This window comes from Alphaproteobacteria bacterium (assembly GCA_017302575.1).
Lineage (GTDB): Bacteria > Pseudomonadota > Alphaproteobacteria > Rickettsiales > UBA3002 > JAFLDD01.
The window spans coordinates 1548151-1574536 of the sequence record JAFLDD010000001.1 but is presented as its reverse complement, the minus strand read 5'-3'; the positions used below and the strand labels follow the sequence as shown (position 1 = coordinate 1574536).

The following is a 26386-nucleotide window of genomic DNA, read 5'->3' as shown; positions in this document are numbered from 1 at the left end:
GCGAGCCGCAAAGCGGCGGGGGAGTCACGAGGGGGTAAGACCCCCTCGAAAATACTAAAACAACTCACCTTGCTTCTTCGTTCCAACGAATGCTTTCTTCTCACCATCCGCAAATTGCAGCGTGATTTCACCCTGCGGCAATGCAGCAGCGCTGGTGAAAATTGTATCGCCCGATTTCACGATGGCAAATCCGCGCTTGAGCACATGATTCACATCCAAATGCTGCAATTGAGAAGCCATCAATTCCACGCGTTGTGCAGCCTGTTCCAACTTACGCTCCATCAGCGGCGTCAGTCGCGCCATCACCAATTGCACACGGTGCGATTGGTGCGTAAGTTGCTGCACAATATGCGAAGGCGTGAGCTTTGCGCTCAGTAGCTTCACGCGTTGCGCGGCACGCTCCAGCACGCTCGGCAAGGCGATATTCAAACGCGTTGCAAGCTCATCCACGCGCTGCGACGCAAGCCCAAGCAGATTAGCAAGACTTGGCAAACCACGTGCCACACCCGTCAAACGTTCCTGCGAAAATTGTAATTTCCGATGCAATCCTTCGCGCATCCTCAACCCATGATCTTCGACGAGCACCATCAGCTCTTCACGCACTGGCACGGCCATTTCAGCCGCAGCCGTTGGCGTTGGCGCACGCATGTCGGATGCATAATCTATCAACGTCGTATCCGTTTCGTGACCGACTGCCGAAATCAGAGGAATGTTCGAAGCTGCCGCCGCACGCACTACGATCTCTTCGTTAAAACACCATAAATCTTCAATCGAACCACCACCCCGCGCAACGATTAATAGGTCAGGCTTGGGAGAGAAATTCTGGAAGCCCTCTATTGCCATCGCAATCTGCTCGGCAGCGCCTTGGCCTTGTACCGCCACTGGCCAGACAATCACATGGCTCGGAAACCTGTCCGAAATGCGATGCAGAATATCGCGAATCACCGCACCCGTTGGCGAAGTAATGACAGCAATAACGCGCGGCAAATAAGGAAGCGGTTTTTTACGTGCTGCATCAAACAAACCTTCGGCAGCAAGCTGCTGCTTACGTTTTTCAAGCTGTGCCATCAACGCGCCGATGCCCGCAGGTTCAATCGACTCAATCACCAACTGATATTTCGAACTACCCGGATAGGTAGTGAGGCGACCCGTTGCAATCACCTCCAACCCTGCTTCGGGCTTATGGGCGAGCTTCTGGAACGTCCCTTTCCAGCATACCGCATCCAGTACCGCTTTGTCGTCTTTCATGGTGAAGTATGCGTGGCCAGACGACGCATTCACCGAGATTTTCGAGACTTCGCCGCGCACACGCACTTGGCCGAACGTATCCTCGACCACACGCTTGATGTGCCCTGCAATCTCCGAAACACTATATTCAGGTTGATTATGCGTGAATGCCATGTCTAAACACTAGCAGTGAATTCGGGGATTCCTATGAAAATTTTGGTCATCGGTTCTGGCGGTCGTGAACACGCCATTATCAAGGCGCTGCTCAGGAGCCCTTCGAAACCCCACGTCATCTGCTCTCCGGGCAATGCAGGCATTAAAAATGACGTGCCATGCGTCAGCATCGACGGTGCAGTAAACTACTGCAAAACAGAATCCATTGACCTTGTCATCGTCGGCCCCGAAGCACCTTTGGTAGAAGGTCTGGCGGATGAATTGCGTGCCGCAGGCATCGCCACCTTCGGCCCCAGCAAAGCAGGCGCACAGGTGGAAGCCTCGAAAGACTTCACCAAAAAACTTTGCGACAAATATAACCTGCCAACCGCCGCCTATAAAACCTGCACCAGCAAGGAAGAAGCCCTCGCCTATCTGAAGCAGCAAGGTGCACCGATTGTCGTTAAGGCCGACGGCTTGGCCGCAGGCAAAGGCGTGACCGTAGCGATGACGGAACAAGAAGCCGCCGCCGCGATTGAAGATTGCTTTGCAGGCGCCTTTGGCGATGCAGGCAGCACCGTCGTGCTGGAGGAATGTTTGGTGGGTGAAGAAACCAGCGTATTCGCATTGAGCGACGGTAAACGCGCCGTGCTATTCGCCAGCGCGCAAGACCATAAACGCGTCGGTGATGGTGACACGGGTCCCAACACGGGCGGCATGGGCACTTATTCGCCTGCGCCGTGCTCCACCCCCGCTATTGAAAAAGAAGTGATGGAGAACATCATCACCCCTGCAATCGAAGGGCTGGCAAGTGAAGGAATCCCCTATATCGGCGTGCTATTCGCGGGTATCATGATTACCACGAAAGGCCCCAAACTCATCGAGTTTAATTGCCGATTTGGTGACCCCGAAACGCAAGTCATGTTCGCACGCTTTAATGGGGATGCTGCGAAATTGCTGCATAGCTGCGCGGTGGGCAATCTCGATACACAGTATCTTTCGTTCGATGCGGTTTCAGCGCTTTGCGTAGTCATGGCCGCAAAAGGCTACCCCGCGACACCACTCAAAGGCACGGTGATTCGCAATCTCGATGCTGCGGCAAAGCACGCCGATATTTTGCATGCAGGCACCGCCGAAAAAGATGGTAATATCGTCGCGAATGGTGGGCGCGTATTGAATGTGGTGGCGACTGCCCCAACACTCAAAGAAGCGTTCGATAAAGCCTATAAAGCAGTCGATGCTATCGATTGGCCAGAAGGTTTCTGCCGCCGCGATATCGGTTGGCGGGCATTAAGCTAGACGCTAGCACCTTGGTCAACTGACTTTGCAGCTCGCGCCGCTTCCTCTGCCAAACGCTTCTGATATGGAGCATCAGCAATCGCACCAGCCAGACCACGCACGCGCTTCGAAAGACGCTCAGGCATAACACCATCCCGCACCATAACGTTAGCTTTGGTTACATCATCTGTTAAATGCTTTATCGCGCCCATCGGACTAGTAAGATCTTTGGGGTCGACCTTCATAATGCCATGTTGATTCAGGCGAGTGAGAGATTCACCCAAATCTTCGAGTTTTGCAACATCCATGCTTGTAGCAATTGACTCATAGCGCTTAGCTTTTGAAAGCTCTTGCACATGCGCTACACCGTCTTGGATGGACTTAAATTTATCCTGCATCTTACTTGTCAGAACTTTTTCTTGCGTATTAAGTCTTCCAGCAATTGTCTTCATGGCTTCAAGTGTATCAGGATCTGGCATTGCTGCTGGCGACATTTCTCTTTGCTCATAAAATGCTTCCACTTTCCTAAGAAGCGGTGCAAATGCTATCTTCTCACTGGGCGTAGCAGCGACGTCATCAAGCAAATCCACGATTCCTTTGCCGCTTTTTGCGTCATGGCCATAAGCAAAATCTGCGTAGTCAGAAAGCTTATGGAAATGCTCTTGCCATTTTCTCGGGTTAAGGTCTCTCTTCGTGGCATAGCGAACCATCGCATCTGGCATATCATCGATATGTCGCGTTATCTGACTTAAGGTGCCAGCAATTTTACCTTGCGCAACCATCGACAAGCCGCCCGCAATACGGATCTTGTTTGCCAGATCTTTCATGCTGCCTTCGATCGACTTGATAACCTTGGTAACTTTTTCGCCACCGTCGCCGCGTATGGTTGAAACAACGCCGGCAAAATGGGCTTTCTTGGGTGCAAGCGTATCTGCTACTTTAGTAACGGAGGATTGGCTTGAGATTTGTTGATGTGCAGCTAAAGAGAGATCGCTGACTCTTGCCCTAAGTGCGGCATCATACTGGCTGCAGACATCAGCTGAGGCACCCGCACCCTTCAATCGACCAACAATCCCAGTGATGGACCTCTCCATCTCATTAACTTTAGTCCGAATTATCGTTTCAGAAAGAGGGCCTTCTGGTAATTTAAGCTCAGCACGAGCATGTGAAATAGTCACAGGTTCCTTTAGTTTAGCCAATGCCTTAGGTGTTAATGCCTCCAAGGCAACATCAACATCTTTTAAATGTCTATCGAGTACGTCTCTAGCGCCGCTTTTAGCAACTGCCCTAAGCTCTGTGAGAACCTTTTTCACACCCAACAGGCCGCTCACTCCGTTCATCACCTGCTGTGATGTCGTGTCAGTGCGGAATTTTGAAACTTTGTTAATATATGCTGTCAGATCCGTTCTAGAAAGAATATCTGTGATCTGTTTTGCATCGATAATTTGCCCTTTTGCTTTTTGGAACGAAAGCAAGGTCCCAAGCACGCTCTCTTGCTTCCCTGTTTGTCTGAATGCGCCTGCAGCGGCCACAGCATCTTCATGCAAAGTACGTACTTTTTGGGTCGTAGTTGTAAGCAGCGTGCTTAATTCTGCAGGAACCTCTAGTTCTGCTTTTTCAATTTTTGTGATATACGCACGTATATCATCTGCCAAAGCCACAAGATCGGCAGGCTGCTTTGCAGCAGTTAATCTTTGATTGAATTTAGAACGCTGTGTTGTAATGACTCTTGCAGCATCTTTGTCTAGAGTTGAAATAACCGTTTCAATTTGTGCAATTGCCGATTCTTTCGTCACTAATGCAGTAGCGCCTTCAACTTTCGTAATTTTGATGTCTTTAGAAAGCCTGTCTTTTAATTGTACAAGCCCCTTTCTAAGCGCCATCAAATCATCCAATGGCTTTACACCATTCTTACCAACCAAACTGGTAGCTTTCTCAAATCTCAAAATAAAATTTTCAAGTTGAAGTGCGCTAATTTCACTCTTTTCTAAAAGCGCAGCAATCGGCTTCAAACTATCAGGGACCTCAAGCGGATCTAAGCTCTTGACTCGTAGTTTAAGAGCTTCAGCAACCTGCGATTCAAGCGCGTCCAAAGCGCTTAAAAGATTCTCTCTATCTTTACCTTTTGCATTAGCGGATACGCTAGTACGCAAATCGCCAAACAGTTTACCGCTTTTTATTTCCTGTAGCGCTTGATAATCATTTTCAAGAATAGCTTTTGTAATGCGCTGAGATTGAGTCGTCAAATTCTGGAAAATTTCAGTGTTACGTGAAACTGCATGAGACGCATGTTCTAGATTGGTTGCTGCTCGAATTAGCTGCACCATCTTCTCAAAACCATCTCCAGCTGTTGCAATTGCGCTCATAATTATCCCCAATGTACTATTTACTGTCCTACGATAACATTCGCGGGGATTTATGTGTGTGAAGCTTTTGTGAAGAGTGAGGTATTTCCTCACTTTTTTGGCTATTTACAGTAACTTGGGAGGGGCTTGACGAGACAAAAATCGGCGTTTTTACCGGTCAAATACAGGGCTATTCGGCCTTTACAGCATAACGCTGCACCAACTTATACTGGCTCGCAGCGAAGAGAATGGTGATAGTGAACATTCCAAATACTTTGAAGCTCACCCAAAAATCCGTGCTGAAATTTCGCCAGATCATTTCGTTGAGAAGCGCCAAAAATAGAAAGAAAAAACCCCACCGCGCCGACAATACGCGCCAACCTTCGTCGGTAATGCTAAATGCCATTTCAAGCAGGTATTTGAGCAGCCCGCGCTTGAACCCATAAGCGCCCACTAATAATACCAGCGCGAAGAGGCAATTCACCAGTGTGGGTTTCATTTTAATGAAAAGCGGGTCATTGAGCAGCAAGGTCAGACCACCAAACACCGCCACCATCGATCCTGAAACAAGCGGTGCAAGGGCCACGCGTTTTTCTACCAGATAGGTAATCGCAAGACTCAGTAACGTAGCGAAAATCAGCGATGCTGTCGCCAGCATCAGATCCCCGAAGCGATAGCCAATGAAGAAAACCGCGAGCGGCCCCAAATCAAGGATAAAGCGCTGGCTAGCGGTCAGTGAACGTGCGGGCATGTGGCGGATTAACCAATGTTTAAGGTTTTCGGGCTATAACCTCCTCACGATACGCAAAATTCATTGACGTGTCAGCAAGAAGAATTAGGCTCGGCAGGCAAAATAAAAAGGGGTGTTATGGCGAACGCAACGAATAAAACCAAAGTACTCATCGTTGAAGACGAGGTGGCGATTGTCACCCTGCTACGCTACAACCTCGAAAAAGAGGGATTCCAAGTCATCTCCACCGGCGACGGCGAAGAGGCTGTGACCTTGGTAAAAGAACATAAGCCCGACATCATCGTTCTCGACTGGATGCTTCCAGGCATGACAGGTGTTGAGGTTTGTAAACATATTCGCTGGAATCAGGACGTTAAAAATACGCCTATCATCATGCTTTCTGCGCGCGGTGAAGAAGGCGACCGTATTCGCGGCCTCGATTCAGGTGCCGACGACTACATGGTAAAACCTTTCTCGCCACCAGAGCTGATTGCGCGCATCAACGCAGTATTTCGCCGCATCCGCCCATCACTGAGCGAAAAAATACTCGAATTCTCACAAATCATCATGGACCTCTCCTCGCACAAGGTGACCCGTGACGGTAAAGACGTGCATTTATCACCGACCGAATTCGGCCTGCTCAGACATTTAATGGAGCACCCAGGCCGCGTATTCGCGCGCGAGCAATTGCTCGATAGCGTATGGGGTCATGATATTTACGTCGAACTTCGCACCGTAGACGTACATATTCGCCGTCTGCGTAAAGCCCTCAATTATGATGGCAAACAGCCTGATTTGATCCGCACGGTCCGCTCAGCAGGCTATGCGCTTGAGGAAAATCCAGGCGGCGTGAACTACGTTAACCCTGATAACGAAGAAGCCGAAGAATAGACGTAGCCCGTCAGGCGATCGTTTTTAGTAAAGCCTCAGCGTCAAGCATATACTCACTTGCTTCCCAAGCTTGCTCCAACTGCCTCAGCGCATCGCCCAACGCTTTACCCTGATAGCCCAAATCCATCAGCGCTTTGGAAGTCACGGGAAATTCAGGAACAACCCACGTATTCGCCAGCGTAAGCCAAGGGTCAAGACGGCTCAGCAACCCATGTGCTGCTGATAGCATGAGCAATCGAATATACGCCGCGCGGCCATGTACCCGCAGGTAACGCTTATGCGCTATCGGCGCGTCCTCATCACTAAGCAAGATAGATGCTGCAAGCAACCTAAGCGCATCGGCGTCCTTATTGCTGAGTTTCCATCGCGCACTTACATACTCCGTCACGCGCTGGGCGCTCGACACATCGATGATGGCAAGCAAGCGCACAGCCCAATCAGGTGCGAGATGTTCGCGCTGCTCACACGCCATCAACAACGGCATGGAGGCAAGCTGGAATGAAGCATGGGTTACCAGCGTATCAATTTCTGCAGCATGCATCTGCTCCAAGCTATAGAGCGGATTGGCCGCCGTAAGTAGTTTACGCATCTCTTGTGCAATTCGTTCGCCTGAAAGTGCCGCAAGCATAGCACGCTTAGCGATACAGGCTTCTTGTGCATCAGCATCAACAGAGGCTTTGCCATGCGTTGCTAGAAAACGATAGAAGCGTAAGATGCGCAAACCATCTTCTTCGATGCGCTGACTCGCATCACCAATGAATCGTACACTGTGTGTAGCAATATCCTGTTTACCATGATGGTAATCATAAATCGTGCCCTGCTTGTCCATGTACAACGCATTGATGGTGAAATCACGACGCGCGGCATCTTCTTCCCAACTATTCGTATAGGCAACCTCTGCATGGCGACCATCACAGGCTGTGTCTTTACGCAAGGTGGTGACTTCAAGCGTACGTTCGGGCAGCACGATCGTCACCGTGCCGTGATCAATACCAGTAGGAATGACCTTAAACCCAGCAGCCTGTGCTACCTTGCTCATAACGTCTGGAGTAAGCGTAGTTGCTGCATCAAGCTCCTTTGCACTACGCCCCATGACATAGTCGCGCACGCACCCACCCACCAGACGCAGCGAGCCGCCCGACGCCTCTATCGCAGCAGTCAGCTTAGCAAGTCCAGGCTCTTCAAACCATTTCATGCAACCACACTCATGATATGCTCCACCACCTGCGTTTTCTTGGCGGGGTGATCGAGCTTTAACCCATAGGCATCCTTGATATAAAACACATCCACCGCTTTTTGGCCATACGTTGCAATATGCGCCGTGACAATTTGAAGCTGTTCCTCTTCCAATGCACCCAGAATGTCATACAAAAGGCCCAGCCTGTCTTGTGCATTCACCTCCAGAATCGTTGCATCGTGGCTGACATTATCATCCATATAGACGGCGGCCGTTACGCTAATCTTACGCCCTGTACGCACCACGCTTCGGCGCGGTAGTTCGGTGGCAAAATCCAGCGTACCTTGTAGCGCCTGCACTACCAGCTCAGGCAAGCGCTCTAAGCGTTCCGCTTCTGTGAAAGCGTGGCTTTGCATATCTTGAATGCCAAATTCAGCAAGCAGTACGCCTGCTTTAATGGCGTGTATTTTCGCTGAAACAATACTCGCGCCCATCAGTGCCATCACGCCCGCCAATACTCGAAAAGCATTTTTCTGATAGGCGACACAACAGGTCACCAGCGTAATGTCGCGGAAAGTATCGGTGGTCACTTCTAAATGTGGTGTGCCATTAAATGCAGCAATCATGGCTTCGTGCTGCGTGCCCGTATCCTGACTGCTCAGCGACGTCAGGCTTACCCCCATCGCCCGAATGCAACGCTCATAGACACGGCGCAACAATTCGCCTTTCCAGCCATTATATATCGTTGGGCCGACGGCGCGAATATCCGCTACCGTCACCAGCAGCAAGAGGCGCAAACGCTCAGGCGACTGAATGATATTCACCAACGCTTGAATGGTCTGCGGATCATCCAGATCGCGCTTAAAGGCCATTTCGCTGAGCAATAAATGGTGACGCACCAACCATGCGGCAAGCTCTGCCTCATCTGCGCGCAAGCCCAGTCGCTGGGCGAGTGCCACAACCATGGCCTCACCTTTTATGTTGTGCCCACCACCCATACCTTTGGCGATGTCGTGACATAACATGCCGATATAAAGCGCGCGGCGCTCGACGATTTCTTTGGCCACACGCGTCGAAAGCGGCAATTCATCTTTAAGTGCGCCAGATTCAATGGTGAACAGATTACCTACAGCAACAATCGTATGCTCATCCACCGTGTAAGTGTGGTAACCGTCATACTGCATCTGGCCAACAATACCCGTGAACTCAGGAATCAGCGCACCAAGCACGCCCGCCTCATTCATTTTGCGCAAGGTGACTTCAGGACCTTTGCTGGAGAGCAGAATTTCTAAAAATGCTGCAGAAGATGCTGCATCATTCGGCAAATGCTGTTGCAACATGGGCAGAGACGTATGCAGGGCAATCAATGCTTGCGGGTGAACGTCCAGCCCTTCACGTTGAGCAACGGCAAACAAACGAATCGCCAGCGCTGGTGCATGCGTCAAGGATTGCTCAGGGTGAAAGTTCAGCCGTCCCGTTTCAAGGGCAAATCCATCAATCACTTCACCATGGCGTAGTTGTGCACCAATCGCCAAGGTTGGTTTGCGCTTCTTTTCTTCTTCGAGCAGCGCACATAAAGCACGGGTTAACGCACCAACCTCACGCGTGTAATCAAAATAGCGGAACATAAACGCTTCGGCTTTTTGCTGCGGGGTTTCCCCTACAAAACCCAGTGCTTGTGCGATATGTATTTGCATATCGAAACTAAGACGCTCATCCGCCCGCCCACGCGCTAAGTGCAAATGTGCGCGCACCCTTGAAAAGAACAATGTCGCCGCTTCGAACATGTCCCAATCTTTAGCGCTAAGCAGCCCTAGCTTCACGGCGTCTTTAGGGCGCGCCACGGGGTAACAATAGCGCACCAACCACTGCAACGTATGTACGTCTCGTAAGCCGCCCTTACCTTCTTTCACGTGAGGTTCCAGCATGAAGCGTGAGTCACCGTATTTGGCATGGCGTGCATCGCGCTCACTCAGTTTGGCTTCAACGAATTGCAGCATATTACTGCCGACAATATCTTTAAGAGAACGCTTCAGCGCCGTGGCCAACTTTCGCTCCCCCACTACCAAACGCAAATCCATCAAACTTGCGCAAATCGTGTGGTCTTGACGCGCCGCTTCTACCGCCTGCTCCACCGTATAGACCGCATGCGAAAGCTGCAAACCAAGGTTCCACAAAGGGTATAACCACTGAATGATCTGATCCGCGTCGCGCACAGGTGCATCGGTCAGAATAATGACGTCCACATCGGAAAACGGTAGTAACTCGCTACGACCATAGCCACCCACCGCCATAATGCTCATGCCCTTGGGCTTCGCCGTGGCATAGAGTGCGCCAATCAGGCCATCCATGGCCGTGCTAAGCGAATGCCATAGTGCATGGATGTCGTTATCCGCTAAAAAAGACTGGCAGGCAGTCGTGCGTGCAGATAGGTAAGAAGTGATAGTAGCGTCGCTCATGGCGCGAACTTACTTGAAACCCGTATGCGCTCCAACTTTTTTCGTACCCATCCCTATCTCTTTGCTGCAGCACTGATGATTACATCCTGCGCTAGTTTCTCGCTCATGAATGTATTTATTCGTTTGGGCTCGGAAACCATCCATACGACCATGCTGGTGTTTTTGCGCAATCTTATCACCATGATTGTCTTTATTCCTTGGGTTATCAAAGACAATTTCAAGCTGGTGCGCACCAAGCGCCTAAGCTCCCATTTCTGGCGCGCTACGATTGGTATTGTCGGCATGCAAAGCTGGTTTTACTGCATAGCCACCTTGCCGCTTACCCATGCCACCGCACTAAGCTTTACCGCGCCCATTTTTAGCACGATTTTTGCCGTACTGTTCCTCAAAGAAAAGGCCGACACATGGCGCTGGCTGGCGATGGCGCTAGGATTTTCGGGGGTTCTCATCATTTTAAGGCCCGCAGGTGATGAGTTTTCGCTCCTCTCGCTCATTGTGCTCTTCACCACATCCATGTGGGCGATTGCGGGCATGCTTATAAAATCCCTTACTGATACAGAATCGCCCCTGCGTATTGTGTTCTTTATGGTGCTGTTCATGTCCATCTGGTCTCTGCCGCCCGCCCTTTATTACTGGCAATGGCCCAGCCTAACTGTATGGTTTTATCTCGTCATCATCGCGTGTTTTGCCTTTGTTGCCCAATGGTCCTTGGCGAAGGCTTACAGCCTGGCCGACATAGTGACCCTGACCCCCTATGACTTCTCGCGGTTAATTTTCACCTCGATTCTGGCCTATATTGCTTTTGGGGAAAGCAGCGACATCTATACGTGGGTAGGCGCCGCTATCATCGTTACCAGCGCCCTAATGAATGCGCGCCGTGACGCGAAATCCGCAAATGATACCATCGCATAGGGTTTTACCCGTGAAGCATTGCTAATACTTGACCTCGCCCGCGAAGCAGTCGAAACTGCGCCCATGACTCAAGAAACCCCTACCGCACTCAACATCGCGCTGCTTTCTATGCGCCGCGCCATGGTCTATGCGTTCTTATTCTCCTTTGCCATCAACCTGCTTTCGCTACTGATGCCGATTTATTCCTTGCAGGTATTTGACCGAGTGATGACCAGCCGCTCGATGGATACGTTGATTGGGTTGAGCATCGTCGTACTAATTGGTTATGCGTTTTATGGCGCACTTCACGCCGTGCGCTCGGGCGTAATTGCACGGATTGTAGAGTGGCTGGAGCACCGCATTACACCAAAATTATTAGAGGTATCGATTGGCGCAGCGTCGGAAACGCCGATTAATTCCACCGCACAGCCATTACGCGAGCTGGCGACAGTGAAAAACTTCATCGCTGGTAGCAGCCCCACACTCATGGATATCCCCTTCTCGGCAATATTCGTGTTGGTGATTTACATGATTAATCCGATTCTCGGATTCATTACGCTAATTGGTATCGCGCTGATGTGTATCTTCGCGCTGGTCAATGAATACAGCACACGCAAACCCTTGATGCGCGCTAATATTCACCAAACAGAATCTATGATTCATGCCGACATGCTCGGCCAACAAGCCCAGACCATTCAAGCCATGGGCATGATGGAACCTGTGCTGAAGCGCTGGCAACAACACAATGCCAAAGGCCTAGAGGAGCAAGAGCACGCCCAGCAACGCAGCGCGATTGTGCAAGGTCTCAGTCGTTCGTTGCGCATGATCTTGCAATTAGTCGTCATCGCAGTTGGTGCGGTGTTGGCGCTTGAACAACAAATGTCGATGGGTGGACTCGTCGCCGCCTCCATTCTGGTAGCACGCGCAATGGCACCGTTTGAAGGCATTATCATGGTGTGGAAACAAATGACGAATGCGCGTGACGCCTATGGCCGCATTCAACACTTGCTGCGGTATGCGCCAGGCAAGCGGGGCGATACTGCACTGCCAACACCACAAGGCACGCTCAGCATCGAAGGATTATATTACACGGCAGGGCGCACTACGCCCATCCTGCGCGGGATGAGTTTCGCACTTCAGCCAGGCGAAAGCCTTGGCATTATTGGGCCTTCGGCAGCAGGGAAATCCACGCTGGCAAAATGTCTGGTTGGTATCTATCCGCCCACCCATGGCAACGTGCGCCTCGACGGGGCAGACGTGTATCACTGGGCACGCGCTGATTTCGGCCAGCACGTTGGCTACTTGCCACAAACCGTTGAGCTGTTCCCTGGAACCATCAAAGAGAACATCGCGCGGATGCACGAAAACATGGATGACGCTGCCGTTGTGCTAGCCGCACAAAAGGCAGGCGTGCATGAGATGATTTTGGGACTACCTGAAGCCTACGACACCAAATATGTAACGGGTCAGGCATCGCTTTCGCCTGGGCAGAAACAACGTATTGGCCTCGCCCGTGCACTGTATGGCAATGTGCGCCTTGTCGTGCTGGACGAACCTAATAGCAACCTTGATGGCGACGGAGAGCGTGCCCTGATGCAAACGATACAGCTTCTCAAGCAAGCGCGCATCACTACCGTTGTGGTGGCACATCGTCCGTCGATTCTACAAACCGTCGATAAAATTCTGATGGTGCGCAATGGCACGGTCGAAGCCTTTGGGGTGCGCGACGAAGTCATGGCGCGTTACACGGCGGCGGGTCGCCAGAAGCTACAAACTGCGCAAGGAGGTTCAGATGGCGCGTCCTCCTAAAGTGCAGCATTTTTCGCGTGGCGAATCGCCCGATAAATCAAGAAAGCAAGTGGCGGTAGGCAAAGGCGGCAACCGCAAACTGGTCGAACGTCTGCAAGACGCTAACGCCAAGATCGACCAAATGTCGCATTGGTTAGTGCCCTATAACCCTGCCCTCAAAGATTCACCTGAAGGTATGGCGCGGCCAACCATCGTGCGCGGTATGTGGTTAATGGTGATTCTCTTCGGCGTGATTGGCGTATGGATGAGCCTCTGGCCTCTCGCTACTGGTGCAATCGCTGCAGGACGCGTGATTGTGGATAGTAACCGCAAAGAAATCCAGCACCTAGAGGGCGGCATCGTCAAAGAGATCTTGGTGAAAGAAGGCCAAGCTGTGAAGAAAGACGCCGTGCTCGTACGGCTTGATAATACCAATGCCGCCGCGCGCCAAGGCTTACTGCGTGGCCAGTATATTTCCGCCAAAGCTACCGAAGCACGCCTGCTTGCGGAGCGCGACAAAGCTGAGAGCATCACCTTCCCGCCCGACCTCGTGAAAGAAGAAGCGACGGACACTGAAGTAGCCAAAAACCTTGATTCGCAGCGCCGCTTGTTCCAGACCCGCAAGGAAACCTTGCAAGGGCAAGTCGATGTGCTGAATCAAAAAGCTCGCCAGAGCGAAGAAGAAATTGGCGGCTATCGTCAGCAAATCAGCTCTGCGAATCGCCAGCTTGAGTTGCTCAATCAGGAAATTGACGTAGTCCGCCAATTGCTCAGCAAAGGCAATGCGGTGAAGCCACGCCTACTCGCGCTCGAACGCCAAGCTGCAGAATTGCAGGGTCAGCGTGGACAGGCTCAGGCAATGGTATCGCGCGCCAACCAAACCATCAATGAAGCAAAAATCACCATCCTCAATCAACGCACCGAGTTCTTGAATCAGGTGTTAGCCGAGCTGAAGGAAGTGCAGCTCAGACTTTCCGATCTTACCGAACAAACCAGCGCCTCCGACGATGTGGTGCGCCGCATCGAAATCAAAGCACCAATTGACGGGCGTGTGACTGCCCTAAAATCCAATACAATCGGCGGTGTGATTAGGCCAGGTGATACGATTATGACGATTGTACCAAGCAACGAAAAACTCACCGTCGAGGCGCGTATCAACCCGCAGGATATCGACGTGGTGCATGATGGTTTACCTGCGCGCGTGCGCCTCAGCGCTTACTCTGCGCGCTACGTACCGCCCGTTGAGGGCACGGTGGTCACCGTCTCCGCCGACCGGTTTGATGACGCGAACACAGGCATGTCATACTTCCTTGCCCGCATCGAAATTCCTGAAGAAGAAATGCAAAGACTTGAGGGTGTGAAACTTACGCCAGGTATGCCTGCTGAGGCACTCATCGTAACGGGCTACCGCACGATGCTGTCGTACCTCATTCACCCCATTCGTGATTCATTCGGCAGAGCCTTCAGAGAGCAATAGGGCCCCTTGCCACCACCTGATCTACCAATGCCACATGCTTCGGCAGCAAATCTTTAAGCGCATAGTGCTGCACAATGGTTTCGCGGGCTGACCGACGCAACCGCTCAGCCAACGGTTTATCGTCCAATAAGCGAATGCATGAAGCAGCGAGCTGCTCAGGCGAGAAGAAATCAACCAGCAAACCTTGCTGTTCATGCTGCACTACTTCGCGCACCGGCGCCGTGTCAGACGCCACAAGCGGCACGCCACAGCTCATTGCCTCCATCATCGACCAGCTCAGCACAAATGGGTAGGTTAGGTATATATGCGCCGCCGATACATTGAATGCTTTAAGTAGCTGCTCATATGGCACTGTGCCACACCAGTGAATACGCGTTGCATCAAGCGATACTTGCTCGCTCCAAATTTCGCGGTAGCTTTTACCTTCGCTTGCGCGCTGGCCGTAGCTCACACCATCTGCGCCGATTGCAATAATATGAAGATTAGGCCGCTCGCGTAGTAAAATTTCTGCCGCCTTCATGAAGGTAGGAAACCCGCGATACGGCTCAAAATTCCTTGCAATGTAGGTGACAACTTCATCTCCGCGCTTGAACTCTTTACCGCTCGGTGTGCGGAAAATGGCCGTTGGGTTCGGCACGCAGATATCCGTATCAATACCGTCATGCAGCACATGGATTTTTGGCTGAAACTCTTTCGGATGCAAACTCCACTGCCACTGTGTTGGCGATACACCTGCATCGCTGATTTCTAAACTCACCTGATTGACGATATTCTTCATGCGAATACGCGCTAAATCGTCTTCATTCACGGGGTAACTTGGGTCAAAACCCACATCCGCACCATGTGCGCGATAGTAAAACTCGAAGAAACTCAGCAATGGGGTTGAAGGAAAAATCTCTTTGATAAACAGCGCGTCGCCCCACCCAGGGTGGCCAATGACAATATCGGGAGTGAACCCCTCGTCCTTTAGTTGTTTGCACACACGCCAAACATGCTGACCCTGAATCACCGCATGCTCGGCGCGCGCCAAATAACGATGGATACCTTGTGTAGGCTTGCGAGTGATACCGTACGTAATACGCTTAACGCCAGGTATCTCGGCCGTCTTATGCTTGGTAATGAAAACGACCTCATGCTCGCCACTCGCACCATAATGTCGCGCCAGATGTTTATACTGGCCAGGCATATTGGGGTGGAGAAAGAGTATCTTCATGCGCTACGCGTGCTTTTCCATGTGTTGTAAATGGTGCCGGCAAGAATAATGACTGCGCCTGCTAACGTCCATCCATCGATCAATTTGTGGAACACGAAGTAGGAAAGAATCGTAGTGAATACGAGCATCACGAAGTTGAGCGGAATAATCACCATGTATGGCACTTTGGAAATCGCCATGCCTACCAGAATTTGTACTGCATAGCTCAGCACGCCAATCGCAATCAGCCAGCCCCAGCCTTCCAATGAAGGAGTTTGCCAGTGATAAATTCCCATGGGGATCGAGAAGATGCTTGTCAGCAACAACATGTAAAACGCGATATGCTTAGGTGACTCGGTGCTGGAAAGCAGCTTGATGACCACCCCGCAGAACGAGAAGCCCAGCGCCGCACCAAGCACATAGAGCACGCCAGCATTCGCAGGAATCATCCCCGGACGCGTGATGATCAACACCCCAACAATACCGATGAATAATGCAACCCATGTATGAACATGGCCCTTTTCTTTCAGCACCAGAATCGTCACCACCGTAGCAAGAAGCGGCGTAATGAAATTCAGCGCCGTGTGCATTGGTAAGGTGAACACATCGCCTAAGTAGCTCAACGAAATCAGCGTAAGCGAATAGGCGCCATATTCTAACACCGCACGCAGCCCGTGCCCTTTGATGCGCGTTGTGGCAAGCCCCTTACGGCCTTGTTTGAGTGCCCACGGCGCCATGCACAAAAGCGCAACAATGCTATAGACCATCAGAATCATGAAACCATGATAGCCAAAGCCATAGCTAGGAATCGAGATATACGGCACGATCGAGAAAATGACCGAATTGCCCAGCAGCACCAATAAAAACAAAAAAATGGCTATCGACGTTTCACGTTTCTGATTCATGGAGCTAGCTTTCTAAAAAGAGAATTGTTCAAGAGTAATGCGTTCTTCAAGATTATGCTCGGGATCAAACAGCATCGTCAACGAGATGTTGCGCTCTTCGAACACCGAAACGCTCACCACATCGCGCACTTCGGTAAAGTCCGCTACCGCGCTGACAGGGCGCTTATGTGGCTCGAGAATTTCGAACGTAACGCTGGAACTGTGCGGCAGCAGCGCGCCTTTCCAACGACGCGGACGGAACGAGGCAATCGGCGTAAGCGCGAGCACATTCGCACTGAGTGGCACGATCGGGCCGCCAGCAGAGAAATTATACGCTGTCGAACCTGCGGGGGTTGAAACAATCACCCCGTCACAAATCATTTCTTGCACGCGCACGACATGGTCAATCGTCACGCGGATTTTTGCCGCTTGGCGAGACTCACGGAACAACGACACTTCATTGATAGCAAGTTCCTGCCGCTCTTTACCGTCCGACGTGCGTGCATACATGATGAGAGGGTGCAGCATAGCCTTGCGCGCCGTCGCGATGCGGTCATAGAGATTTTCTGGTGAATAATTATTCATCAAAAACCCTACGGAACCGCAATTCATGCCATATACGGGAATATTACGGTGCATATATTTGTGCAGTACTTGCAGCATAAATCCATCGCCGCCCAGCACAACAATCACATCTGGCTTGGTGCGCTTGCCTGCAATATCAAGCAATTCGTATTGCTCAGAAAGTTCGCGAAGTGCTGCCTGCGCCTTAGGCGTATCATCCGCCATGCATGCAATGCGTAATCCCGCGTTCATACGCGCCCTACATTCTGTCGTACGAGCGCCATGAGGTAAGGCAGATTCGCAACTTCCTGATCGCCCGCATGCGCCAAGATGCGCTCGACGACTCGGTTTGCGTAGAGCAATGACCCTGGCAACGCATCACCACCGTCTAGTTCCTGCACAACAGTCAGCAACAGACGCACCGCATCATACATGCTTTCAGGCATTTCTGTGCGCTCATACAGGGCTTTGAATCCAAGTCCGCCTTTATCAGTCACCAGTTTTTGTGCGTTCGTTACTGGAATATGCGCCAACACAGCAAGCGCAGTCACAAAGAAATAATGCTGCCCACGACATAACGCCGTCATAATGATAGAAGGGGTCAGGCGGCCTTCTTGTGCCATCTGCGCAACCAATGCTTGAATCGCCGCAGGATCATCTTCCTGCTCCAACATTTTAAGCGTGGTATCTTCGCGCGTGCCTGCTGTATCTTTGCGAATTTGCTCTTCACTTAATTTGTATTTCTTCTTTAGTTCAACAGCGACAGCTTCCGTAGCATGGCTAATCAGCTTCTCTACCACCGCTATCGGCAGGTTGGCACGTTTGATGACCGAATCCATCACCGCAGGTTCGCGCGCAAATTCTTCCAAGATACGATCATAGGTGCGCGGGTTGATGTCTGCGCCTTCGTTAGTAACAAGCGAGCTCACTACGTCTGGATAGTTTGTTTCAACCAACGCATCACTCACCCGCCCTGAAACTTGTGGGCGCTTGCTAATGGCCAGCAGCTTGCTGACTTCGCGGCTGGAATCAATGATGTTGATAAGATCAGCATCCGATAGAACTTTAGACGCTTCAAGAATAGGTAGCGACACACGCTCATGGTCATTAGCGAGGTGAATGACAATATCACGCGGCATTTCAGGATTTTCACGAATACGCAAGGCGAGGTTCTCACGAACTTTAAGATGCGCGTCCTTCATGAGAAGTCTGAAAATTTGCTCGGCTACTTCGCGCTCGCTTTCAACAAACTTCTTATCATTGTAGCCGGCAGAAACCTTGTGTAGCACATCCAAGCGCGCTTCTGCAGAATCGTCCTTGAGTAGACGTTCAACATCAGTCGCGGTCAGAATCATCGGACCGGTACTATCACGTGCTGCGTTATCTGAAGTCATGCACTAGGCCTAGCAAAGCCCGTGACACCTGACAAGTAAATGCGGGTATTAGTGAACGGTTGGTTGTTCACGCATGCTACGACCGATCAGCGAAAGCAACGTATCCATATGCTCAACCGCTTTATCATAGCCGCCACTGGTAATACGCTCTACCATACGCTGCCCAAAGTTCATCGAGCGATAGGCGCCATACTCTGTCTCATCGAGCGCCAAGCGCAGCATCACCTTAATCGCAGGGTAAAATGCTGCAGGCATCTGCGCCGAATCATAGAGCGCTTTGAAACCTAGTGGGCCTGGGTCAAGTACCAGCAAGCGCGCATTCGACACAGGAATGCCCACCAATTTCGCCAAGGCCGTTTCAAAGAAGCGCAGGTCACCAATGCAAAGCGAGCGAATCACCACGGAGTGTGTAAGACGTTTTGCTTTATACATACCATCCACCAACTTCTGGATGTCCTGCTGGCTCATCCAAGGGGATAGGAATTGTAGTGTTGCTGTTTCGCGCGCTGCTTCCGTCGCCTCTTCAATCACATGGAGATTGAGACGATAACGGCGCGTCAGTGATTTTTTGAGTTGGTCAGAGACTTTGCTAAATAGGCGCTCGGCAAACGCTGGCGACAAACCGCCGCGATAGACCAATTCCTCAAGCACGCTGTTTTCGCGCGAGAATTCTTCAAGCAAGGTTTCCAACGAGGTTTCAGAAAGCGACGCGCTCTGATTCGCGACAATCTCTTTCACCACTTCTGGAACATGCGTCTCAATCAAGGTATGCGCCAGAGCCTTACTCACCGACTCACGCTTCGCCACCGCCTGAAGCTTGGGCACTTCACGCGTTGCTTTCACGATACCGATCAGATCTTCTTCGGTGAGCACAAAGCTGTGCTGCAAAATCGGCACCGCTACCTCGGTCACATCGTTAGCGAGCGCGAAAACCACATCATGTGGGACATTAATATTATCTTTAAGCTGCTCAGCGAGCACTTTGCGTACACGCAACTCTGTATCACGCAGCAAGAGACGGAAAATTTCAATCGCGAGGGTATTTTCAGAATCCGAGAAAAGGCCAGTGTTAAACCCTGTCGTGATTTTATCCGCGATACGGCCACGCATAGCCGCAGATGGCTCTTTAATAAGGGCTTGAATATCTTCAGGCGTAATATTCACTGCACGCTCACTGGTTGGATGCATGGTCGTAAAATCTCCCTAAGATAGCGCGAAATGTATTAATGAATTATTAACATAATCGGCAAGGGTTAACAATACATAAAATAATGTGAATAGGCACTTATCCTCCGCTTTTACTTGACGATTGTGGCCGAAAAGCTAGGCTGCACCACGCGAAACGGGAGAGATAAATGGCCAATAAAGTATACACAGACGCAAAAACAGCCCTAGAAGGCCTCTTAAAAGACAATATGACCGTTATGTCGGGCGGGTTTGGCCTGTGCGGCATTCCCGAAAACTCCATTGCCGAGCTTAAAAATGCCGGCATTAAAGGGCTCACCATTATCTCCAACAACTGCGGGATTGATGAATTTGGCCTCGGCATTCTGTTGAAAGACCGCCAAATCAAGAAAATGATCTCTTCTTATGTAGGTGAGAATAAGACATTCGAGACCCAATACCTTAATGGCGAACTCGAAATCGAATTTAACCCGCAAGGCACATTGGCCGAACGTATTCGTGCTGGTGGCGCGGGCATTCCAGGCTTTTTCACCAAGACAGGCGTGGGCACCATTGTCGCGGAAGGTAAAGAAGTGCGTGAATTTAACGGCGAACAATACGTGATGGAAACAGGCCTCACCGCCGACCTCGCCATTGTGAAAGCATGGAAAGGCGACAAGGACGGTAACTTGGTGTTCCGCAAAACCGCACGCAACTTTAACCCGATGATGGCCATGGCAGGTCGCACCACCGTTGCCGAAGTTGAAGAACTGATCGAAGTCGGCGAACTCGACCCCGACAATATTCACACTCCAGGCATTTTCGTGCAGCGTATTTTCCAAGGCAAGAACTACGAAAAACGCATCGAGAACCGCACCGTAAGAAAGGCAGCATAACATGGCATGGGATAGAGACGATATGGCAATGCGCGCCGCAAAAGAGCTGCGCGACGGGTTTTATGTAAACCTCGGTATTGGTATTCCCACACTCGTGGCGAACCATATTCCCGCAGGCATCAAGGTTACGCTGCAGTCGGAGAACGGCATGTTGGGTATGGGGCCATTCCCCCTCGATACGGACGTAGACGCCGACCTTATTAATGCTGGCAAGCAAACCATCTCGGAACTGCCAGAGAGCGTGTATTTTAGCAGCGCTGATTCATTCGCGATGATTCGCGGTGGCCATATCGACTTGTCGGTGCTCGGCGCATTACAAGTTTCCGAAGCGGGCGATTTGGCGAATTGGATGGTTCCAGGCAAAATGGTCAAAGGCATGGGCGGCGCGATGGATTTGGTGGCGGGCGTGAAGCGCATCGTCGTTATCATGGAACATAATGCTAAAGACGGTTCGGCCAAATTAGTGAAGGCATGCAACCTGCCCCTCACCGGCCTTGGCGTGGTCGATATGGTGATTACCGATTTAGCGGTGTTTCATATTGAAGCAGGCAAACTCATTCTGAGCGAGCTTGCACCAGGCATCACGGTCGACGAAATCCGCAGCAAAACCGAAGCGTCCTTTGAAGTAGGTCGCACCCTCAAAGCTGCGTAAGTTTTTTACCGTTATTCGAGCGCCGAAGTGGCGCGCGCCGCTTGAGCGCAATGATGCTTATGCCAGCTCGAACGTTGCGTCTACCTCAACAGCAACACCAAATGGTAGACCAGAAACGCCCACCGCGAAACGCGCGTGCTTACCTGCATCACCAAAGATGTTCACCATCATATCCGAAACGCCATTCGCCACTTTGGGGTGATCAACATAATCATCCGGCGCGTTCACGAAAATGCCCATGCGCGCAAGGCGTTTAATCTTGCCCCAATCGCCGCCCAGAACTTTTTTCGTATGCGCAAGAATATTGAGACCACAAATACGGGCACATTCTTGGCCTTGCTCTAACGTGAACTCTCGTCCCACTTTGCCAATAAATTGTGGCTTGCCATCGAGCATGGGTAATTGGCCCGATACAAACACCATGCCGCCTGCGATGGTGCAGGGCACATAGTTTGCTGCGGGAAGGGTAACTTCCGGTAGAACAATCCCCAATTCCTTAAGACGTGCTTCAATATCGGCCATGCCAGACTCCAATGTGATAATGGTTAGAATTCAAACCCCTAGCTGTGACGCTTTTGCATCTAGGGTGACTTTCTATGCCATAGATCGTTAGCATTGTCATAAAATTGTAACGATTTAGTAACTATTTGTTGATAGAACTTATCAACGGGCGTCTATCTACGAAATAGATTCGTCTGATAGCGTGTAAAAAAGGGAGTCTCTATGAAATCAGTGATTACAAGTGAACAAGTCTGGTCACTCTGCATTTGCATGGTGATGGCGTATGCAGTGTTCCTGCTACCATCAGCAGCAATGGCGGAAGTAGACTTTGGTGCGAATATCAACATCGGCCTCGGTAACGGCGGTGGTGGTGGTGGCACCATTGGTCGCGTTCTGTGTAACGTTGCCGGTTGGTTTGAAGGCCCAGTAGGTCGCGGTATCGCAACCCTTGCGATTATCGTAATCGGTATCGGTGCCTTGATGGGTAAAGTATCATGGGGTATGGCGATTATCGTGGGTATCGGTATCGCGGTTATCTTCGGTGCTCCAACCATTGTAAACGAGTTGGGCGCTGGCGGCGGTGGCTGCTAACTAGCTTAGACGAACAAGGCGCTATCTTGCCGTAAGACGGGGTAGCGCCTTTTTCATAACATGAGGTAAGATTTCCGCATGGCGGGTTTACCGAAAAAAAAACTATTATCCATCACCAAATCGCACAAAAAACCTGACGATTTGGAAGCGATGCGCGACATCTCTGATGATGTCATTGAATCCGATTTTGTACCCTATGCGTGCTTGGCGGATGCGCACTCTCTCTTCACCAAGAATGGTGAAATTATCCAAATTATCAAAATTGCAGGGCTTGATTATACGCCGCAAGGCCAAGCTTCTGACTTGCGTACCGCAATACGTGACGCCATTTTCAGACACATCCCCGATACCAGCTATGCGATTTGGCTGCACACACTTCGTCGCAAACATACGCTAATAGAAAAATCTTTTTTTCCTGACGGATTTTCGTCACGCGTTGATGAAGCGTGGAACACGCAACATCGCTGGGACCAGTCCTATACGAATGAACTCTACATCACGATTGTCAAAGCAGGACAAGACGCCAACCTGTTTAATCTACAATCCTTGCTCAAAAGTTTGTGGTTGCCGAAAGATTTGCGCATACGCAACGCCTATCTGGATGAGGCTAATAGCGATTTAGACCTGACGGTTAATAATATACTTGAAAGCCTCTCATCATTCGGGGCGCGGCGCCTAGAAGTGGTCGAACGCAAGGGCGTATACTACTCTGAGCAGCTCGAATTTTTAGAGAAGCTCATCAATCTTGAAGAACGGCCTATGCCTGTTCCCACCCAAGATTTATCGCATTATCTTACGAGTGGCGAAATCACCTTTGGCTTCAACGCTATGGAAGTGCGCACCGCAGAAGGCAAGCGTCGCTTTGCGAGCATTCTTTCACTCAAAGAATATAAAGAGTCTTCGCTTGCGGGGATTGATCAGTTTCTAGAAATTCCATGCGAAATTATCATCACGCAGTGCTTCGATTTCATCGGCGCTTCACAAGCCAAAGAAGCTTACGAGAAGCAACAGCGCTACTTGAAACTTAGTGGCGATAAAGAACTCGCCGAGTGGGTCGAGATTGACCGCCTCACCGAACATAAAGAGTTGCCCGAGCGGGCGTTTGGTGAGCAGCAATGTTCAGTTTTCCTTATCGCACCCAGCATTAAGCAGCTTGAAGCAAATATCAAATTAGTACGTAAAGCACTGGGTAAATTAGGCATCCTGACGATACGCGAAGATCTGAAATTCGAAGAAATGTATTGGGCGCAACTACCTGGCAACTTTCCATTCATCGCCCGCAAGCGCTCCACGAATACGACGCACCTCGCTGGCTTTGCGAATTTGCAGCGCGCCCCAATGGGCAATACCAAAGGCAGCAAGTGGGGCCCAACCATTACGATTCTGCCCAGCATTCAGCGCACGCCATACTTCTTCAATTTCCATGCGGGTGAATCAGCCCATACGGCGATTATTGGCCGCACGCGCAAAGGCCGCACCACGCTTGCACATTTCTTGCTTGCCCAATCGCGCAAATTACAAACGCGCATCTGGTACCTTGATACACGCGGCCGAGCAGCGAGCTTTATTCAATCCATCGGCGGCACCTATCAACCGATTGGCACGATTCAGCATCCTATCAGCCCCCTCAAGTTGCCTGACGAGCCAGCCAACCGTGAGTTCTTGAGCTTATGGATGACCAGTCTATTCGCGCCCAAGACTCTTACACTTAATAGCGGCATGTTGTCGTTCTTCTCGGCGGTCGTGAATGAGTTCTATAAACTACCTGCTGAGCAACGCACCATGACGCTGATGCAGCAAGCCATTGCTGCAAACGATCCCGTGATGGCAAAAGCCATTACGCCATATATTGCGGGCGGTGAGAAAGGTGATTTGTTTGATTTGCCCACAGACCGCTTTGCACCAGGCAATATCACAGGGTGGAATATCAGCCACGTAATGGATGATCCCACCAAGCGCACTCCGCTTGCGACGTATTTATTGCACCGCCTGACCATGCAACTCGACGGCAAGCCCACCATCATTGTTCTGGATGAGGGATTCTTGCTGTTAGACAGCCCCATCTTCGGCACCAAGTCCAAAGAGTGGCTGGAGTTTCTTACCAAGCGCAACGCTATGGTACTCATCCTGTCGAGCAAGTTAGAGGAAAGCGCCAACCTCACGCATACCCCCACCATCATGAATGCGATGAGCACACAGCTTTACTTGCCCGACGCCGACCCCATGCCTCAGTACATGGATCGGTTCGGTTTGAGTGAGGCAGAGTATTACGCTTTGCCGCAACTCTCATCGATCGAGCGCCAATGCCTTCTGAAGCGCGCCGATGGAAACCATATACTCTCTGCAAAGCTTGATGGTCTGGGCGTGTTGTGTGATACGCTATCAGGCAGGCTTAGCGCGGGCTCCAGTAATCCCGCCGAACTGTTGGCAGAGCTGATGAACCCACGCAAGGAGCTTGCATGAGTCATCGCATTACCTACCAACAAATACTTTGGGCAATGTTCCTTACTTTTGGTGGGCTCGCATTTCTTATGCTGATGAGTGATCCCGCGCTCGCAGCATTTGGCGACCAAGGCGCACAGAGTTTTAGTTGCTATGATGGTAAAGCAGAGGGCGACCTCATCATGTCTGCAGCAGATTGCCCCTCGCGCCTAACCAAAGACAACATCTTCTCCTACCTTGTATGCCACGTTGAGAGCATCAGCAGCCAGATCTTCGGCAACATGTATTGCGGTGTGATTGTAGAGTTGATTCCTGCCGTGCAGGCGGTGCTCACCCTTGCCGTGGTTACGTTCGGTGTTGCGTTCACCGTTGGCGTGGTGCCCGCTACTGGTCGTGAAGCAATTGTATTTTTGCTGAAAATCGCTTTCGTTTTGGCCTTCGCCACCCAAGCCGAATACATGATTGGTTATGGCTACAACTTCTTTGTGGGTGGTTTGCGCGAAGGTACAGTGGTTGCGATGAGCGGCCTCGTTAATGACGAGAGCGGCAACCCCATCGACTCAACCGCCGACGTCTATGGATTCCTAGATAGCATGATGGGAAAAATGATCGGCTTCGCTACGGCAGAATCGGGCGAGACATGGAATGATGACAACAATCCCTGCAAAAACGCGCTTTTCGCCATGGTGGCGATTATGGCCATCGCCTTCCCGCCATTATTCTTGTTGTCGGGCCTGTTCTTCATGAAAATGATGATGTTCTTGCTGCGCGCAATCTTTGGCTACATGTTCTCGATTGTTGGAATCGCGTTCCTGATGACACTCGCGCCTATTTTCCTATCCATGGCGCTCTTCAAACAAACACGCAAATGGTTCGATAAGTACTTGGGCTACCTTGCATCCTTCACCTTGCAGATGGTGATTATCTTCACCTTCATCGCCTTTATTTTCTCGATCAAACCATTCAGCCTCATCGATAATATGGCGAGCCTTGTCGTGAAGAACGAGCAGGTTATTGAAACCGATACGTTCCGTTGGCCATGGCAATACTGTACGCTATGTAAATTTGAAATTGTTAGAGGAGGCACTCTCGAAGATGACGGTACAATAACAGGCGGAACCGTGCTTCCTGACGGTGATCGCACCAACCCAGCGACCGATTTATTTCGCTGTGAAGCGGGTGCGGATGGTACGCCCTATACCGTCCTCAATTCAGCCAATCCGGGCCCACTAGAAGATGGTAGCGCCAACAAAATCATGGAAATGGCGGGAACAACATTGCTCGGACTGGTGATACTCATTTATGTCATTGACCAAATTATCCACTACGTCCCAAGTATTGCATGGCGCTTGGCATCCTCACTCTCTGGCGGTGTCTATGCACCACAAGTGATTAGCGGCGGCGGCTTCCATGGTCAGGCGCCAGGTGTCAGCAACATGGCCTTTGACCTGACCGATAGGGTGGGTGAAGGCTTCTATGCCTCCTACACTGAGAAAATGCGCGAGGCGGGCTCTAACAGCATTACTGCTGCTGGAGCAGGGCTTGAAGGCGCACAAAGAGGCTTGCGAAGCGGGCTGACAGGCAGCTTGGCTGAATTCTTCTTCAACCCAACCCGCACCAGACATGACGAATACTAAGTGGTGTGCACAGACTTGTGCATAAGCAATCAGGGGCGCTTGCAATCACCCCA

General features: G+C 50.9%; 21 protein-coding genes. 10 read left to right on the top strand and 11 right to left on the bottom strand.

The window, feature by feature from the left end:
- Positions 1-54 precede the first annotated feature (54 nt).
- Complete coding sequence (locus J0M34_08030; protein ID MBN8544197.1) at positions 55-1401, bottom strand: exodeoxyribonuclease VII large subunit; 1347 nt, start codon at positions 1399-1401, stop codon at positions 55-57.
- Between the two features lie 33 nt (positions 1402-1434).
- Between J0M34_08030 and purD the strand changes: the two genes are divergently transcribed.
- Entirely contained in the window at positions 1435-2679 is a 1245-nt protein-coding gene (purD, locus tag J0M34_08025) for a phosphoribosylamine--glycine ligase (GenBank protein ID MBN8544196.1), read from the top strand.
- Here the strand turns inward: purD and J0M34_08020 are convergent.
- Entirely contained in the window at positions 2676-5024 is a 2349-nt protein-coding gene (locus J0M34_08020; GenBank protein MBN8544195.1) for a hypothetical protein, read from the bottom strand. The genes purD and J0M34_08020 overlap by 4 nt on opposite strands.
- 169 nt (positions 5025-5193) lie before the next feature.
- Positions 5194-5754 carry a septation protein A gene (locus tag J0M34_08015; GenBank protein MBN8544194.1) on the bottom strand — a complete coding sequence of 187 codons (561 nt, stop codon included), beginning with the start codon at positions 5752-5754 and terminating at the stop codon, positions 5194-5196.
- A 117-nt stretch (positions 5755-5871) separates the two neighbouring features.
- Between J0M34_08015 and phoB the strand changes: the two genes are divergently transcribed.
- The gene (gene phoB / locus J0M34_08010; GenBank protein MBN8544193.1) at positions 5872-6624 is read left to right on the top strand and encodes a phosphate regulon transcriptional regulator PhoB; all 753 of its coding nucleotides are present in this window, start codon (positions 5872-5874) and stop codon (positions 6622-6624) included.
- Between the two features lie 10 nt (positions 6625-6634).
- On the opposite strand, the gene J0M34_08005 is transcribed toward phoB, so the two are convergent.
- Both J0M34_08005 and glnD read right to left on the bottom strand, forming a co-directional pair.
- Positions 6635-7819, bottom strand: coding sequence for a CCA tRNA nucleotidyltransferase (locus tag J0M34_08005; protein ID MBN8544192.1), 1185 nt, complete (start codon positions 7817-7819; stop codon positions 6635-6637).
- Positions 7816-10260, bottom strand: coding sequence for a [protein-PII] uridylyltransferase (glnD, locus tag J0M34_08000; protein ID MBN8544191.1), 2445 nt, complete (start codon positions 10258-10260; stop codon positions 7816-7818). Before glnD ends, J0M34_08005 begins: the two co-directional genes overlap by 4 nt.
- Positions 10261-10284: 24 nt before the next feature.
- On the opposite strand from glnD, the gene J0M34_07995 reads away from it, so the two are divergent.
- From J0M34_07995 to J0M34_07985, 3 genes are all read left to right on the top strand, one after another.
- Entirely contained in the window at positions 10285-11172 is an 888-nt protein-coding gene (locus J0M34_07995) for a DMT family transporter (protein MBN8544190.1), read from the top strand.
- A 63-nt stretch (positions 11173-11235) separates the two neighbouring features.
- On the top strand, positions 11236-12960 hold the full coding sequence (locus J0M34_07990; protein MBN8544189.1) for a type I secretion system permease/ATPase: 1725 nt from the start codon (positions 11236-11238) through the stop codon (positions 12958-12960).
- A complete protein-coding gene (locus tag J0M34_07985; protein MBN8544188.1) occupies positions 12944-14416 on the top strand; it encodes an HlyD family type I secretion periplasmic adaptor subunit in 1473 nt (490 codons plus the stop codon). The genes J0M34_07990 and J0M34_07985 overlap by 17 nt, the downstream gene beginning before the upstream one ends.
- Here J0M34_07985 and J0M34_07980 read toward each other — a convergent pair.
- The 5 genes from J0M34_07980 to J0M34_07960 are packed head-to-tail and all read right to left on the bottom strand — an operon-like array spanning position 14403 to position 19638.
- Complete coding sequence (locus tag J0M34_07980) at positions 14403-15629, bottom strand: glycosyltransferase family 4 protein (protein ID MBN8544187.1); 1227 nt, start codon at positions 15627-15629, stop codon at positions 14403-14405. The genes J0M34_07985 and J0M34_07980 overlap by 14 nt on opposite strands.
- Entirely contained in the window at positions 15626-16513 is an 888-nt protein-coding gene (locus J0M34_07975) for a DMT family transporter (GenBank protein ID MBN8544186.1), read from the bottom strand. The genes J0M34_07980 and J0M34_07975 overlap by 4 nt, the downstream gene beginning before the upstream one ends.
- A gap of 12 nt (positions 16514-16525) precedes the next feature.
- Positions 16526-17308, bottom strand: coding sequence for an NAD kinase (locus tag J0M34_07970; GenBank protein MBN8544185.1), 783 nt, complete (start codon positions 17306-17308; stop codon positions 16526-16528).
- Positions 17305-18450, bottom strand: a complete 1146-nt coding sequence (locus tag J0M34_07965; protein MBN8544184.1) for a DUF2336 domain-containing protein — start codon at positions 18448-18450, stop codon at positions 17305-17307. Before J0M34_07965 ends, J0M34_07970 begins: the two co-directional genes overlap by 4 nt.
- Before the next feature lie 48 nt (positions 18451-18498).
- The gene (locus J0M34_07960) at positions 18499-19638 is read right to left on the bottom strand and encodes a DUF2336 domain-containing protein (protein MBN8544183.1); all 1140 of its coding nucleotides are present in this window, start codon (positions 19636-19638) and stop codon (positions 18499-18501) included.
- A 167-nt stretch (positions 19639-19805) separates the two neighbouring features.
- Between J0M34_07960 and J0M34_07955 the strand changes: the two genes are divergently transcribed.
- Both J0M34_07955 and J0M34_07950 read left to right on the top strand, forming a co-directional pair.
- Positions 19806-20510, top strand: a complete 705-nt coding sequence (locus J0M34_07955) for a CoA transferase subunit A (GenBank protein ID MBN8544182.1) — start codon at positions 19806-19808, stop codon at positions 20508-20510.
- A gap of 1 nt (position 20511) precedes the next feature.
- A complete protein-coding gene (locus J0M34_07950) occupies positions 20512-21162 on the top strand; it encodes a CoA transferase subunit B (protein MBN8544181.1) in 651 nt (216 codons plus the stop codon).
- Positions 21163-21219: 57 nt separating this feature from the next.
- Here J0M34_07950 and J0M34_07945 read toward each other — a convergent pair whose 3' ends face one another.
- Positions 21220-21684, bottom strand: a complete 465-nt coding sequence (locus J0M34_07945; GenBank protein MBN8544180.1) for a RidA family protein — start codon at positions 21682-21684, stop codon at positions 21220-21222.
- Positions 21685-21885: 201 nt separating this feature from the next.
- Here J0M34_07945 and J0M34_07940 point away from each other — a divergent pair, with 201 nt between their 5' ends.
- The 3 genes from J0M34_07940 (at position 21886) to J0M34_07930 (ending at position 26333) form a co-directional block, all read left to right on the top strand.
- On the top strand, positions 21886-22254 hold the full coding sequence (locus J0M34_07940; protein ID MBN8544179.1) for a TrbC/VirB2 family protein: 369 nt from the start codon (positions 21886-21888) through the stop codon (positions 22252-22254).
- Between the two features lie 78 nt (positions 22255-22332).
- Complete coding sequence (locus J0M34_07935; GenBank protein ID MBN8544178.1) at positions 22333-24717, top strand: hypothetical protein; 2385 nt, start codon at positions 22333-22335, stop codon at positions 24715-24717.
- On the top strand, positions 24714-26333 hold the full coding sequence (locus tag J0M34_07930) for a type IV secretion system protein (GenBank protein ID MBN8544177.1): 1620 nt from the start codon (positions 24714-24716) through the stop codon (positions 26331-26333). The genes J0M34_07935 and J0M34_07930 overlap by 4 nt, the downstream gene beginning before the upstream one ends.
- Positions 26334-26386: the final 53 nt, after the last annotated feature.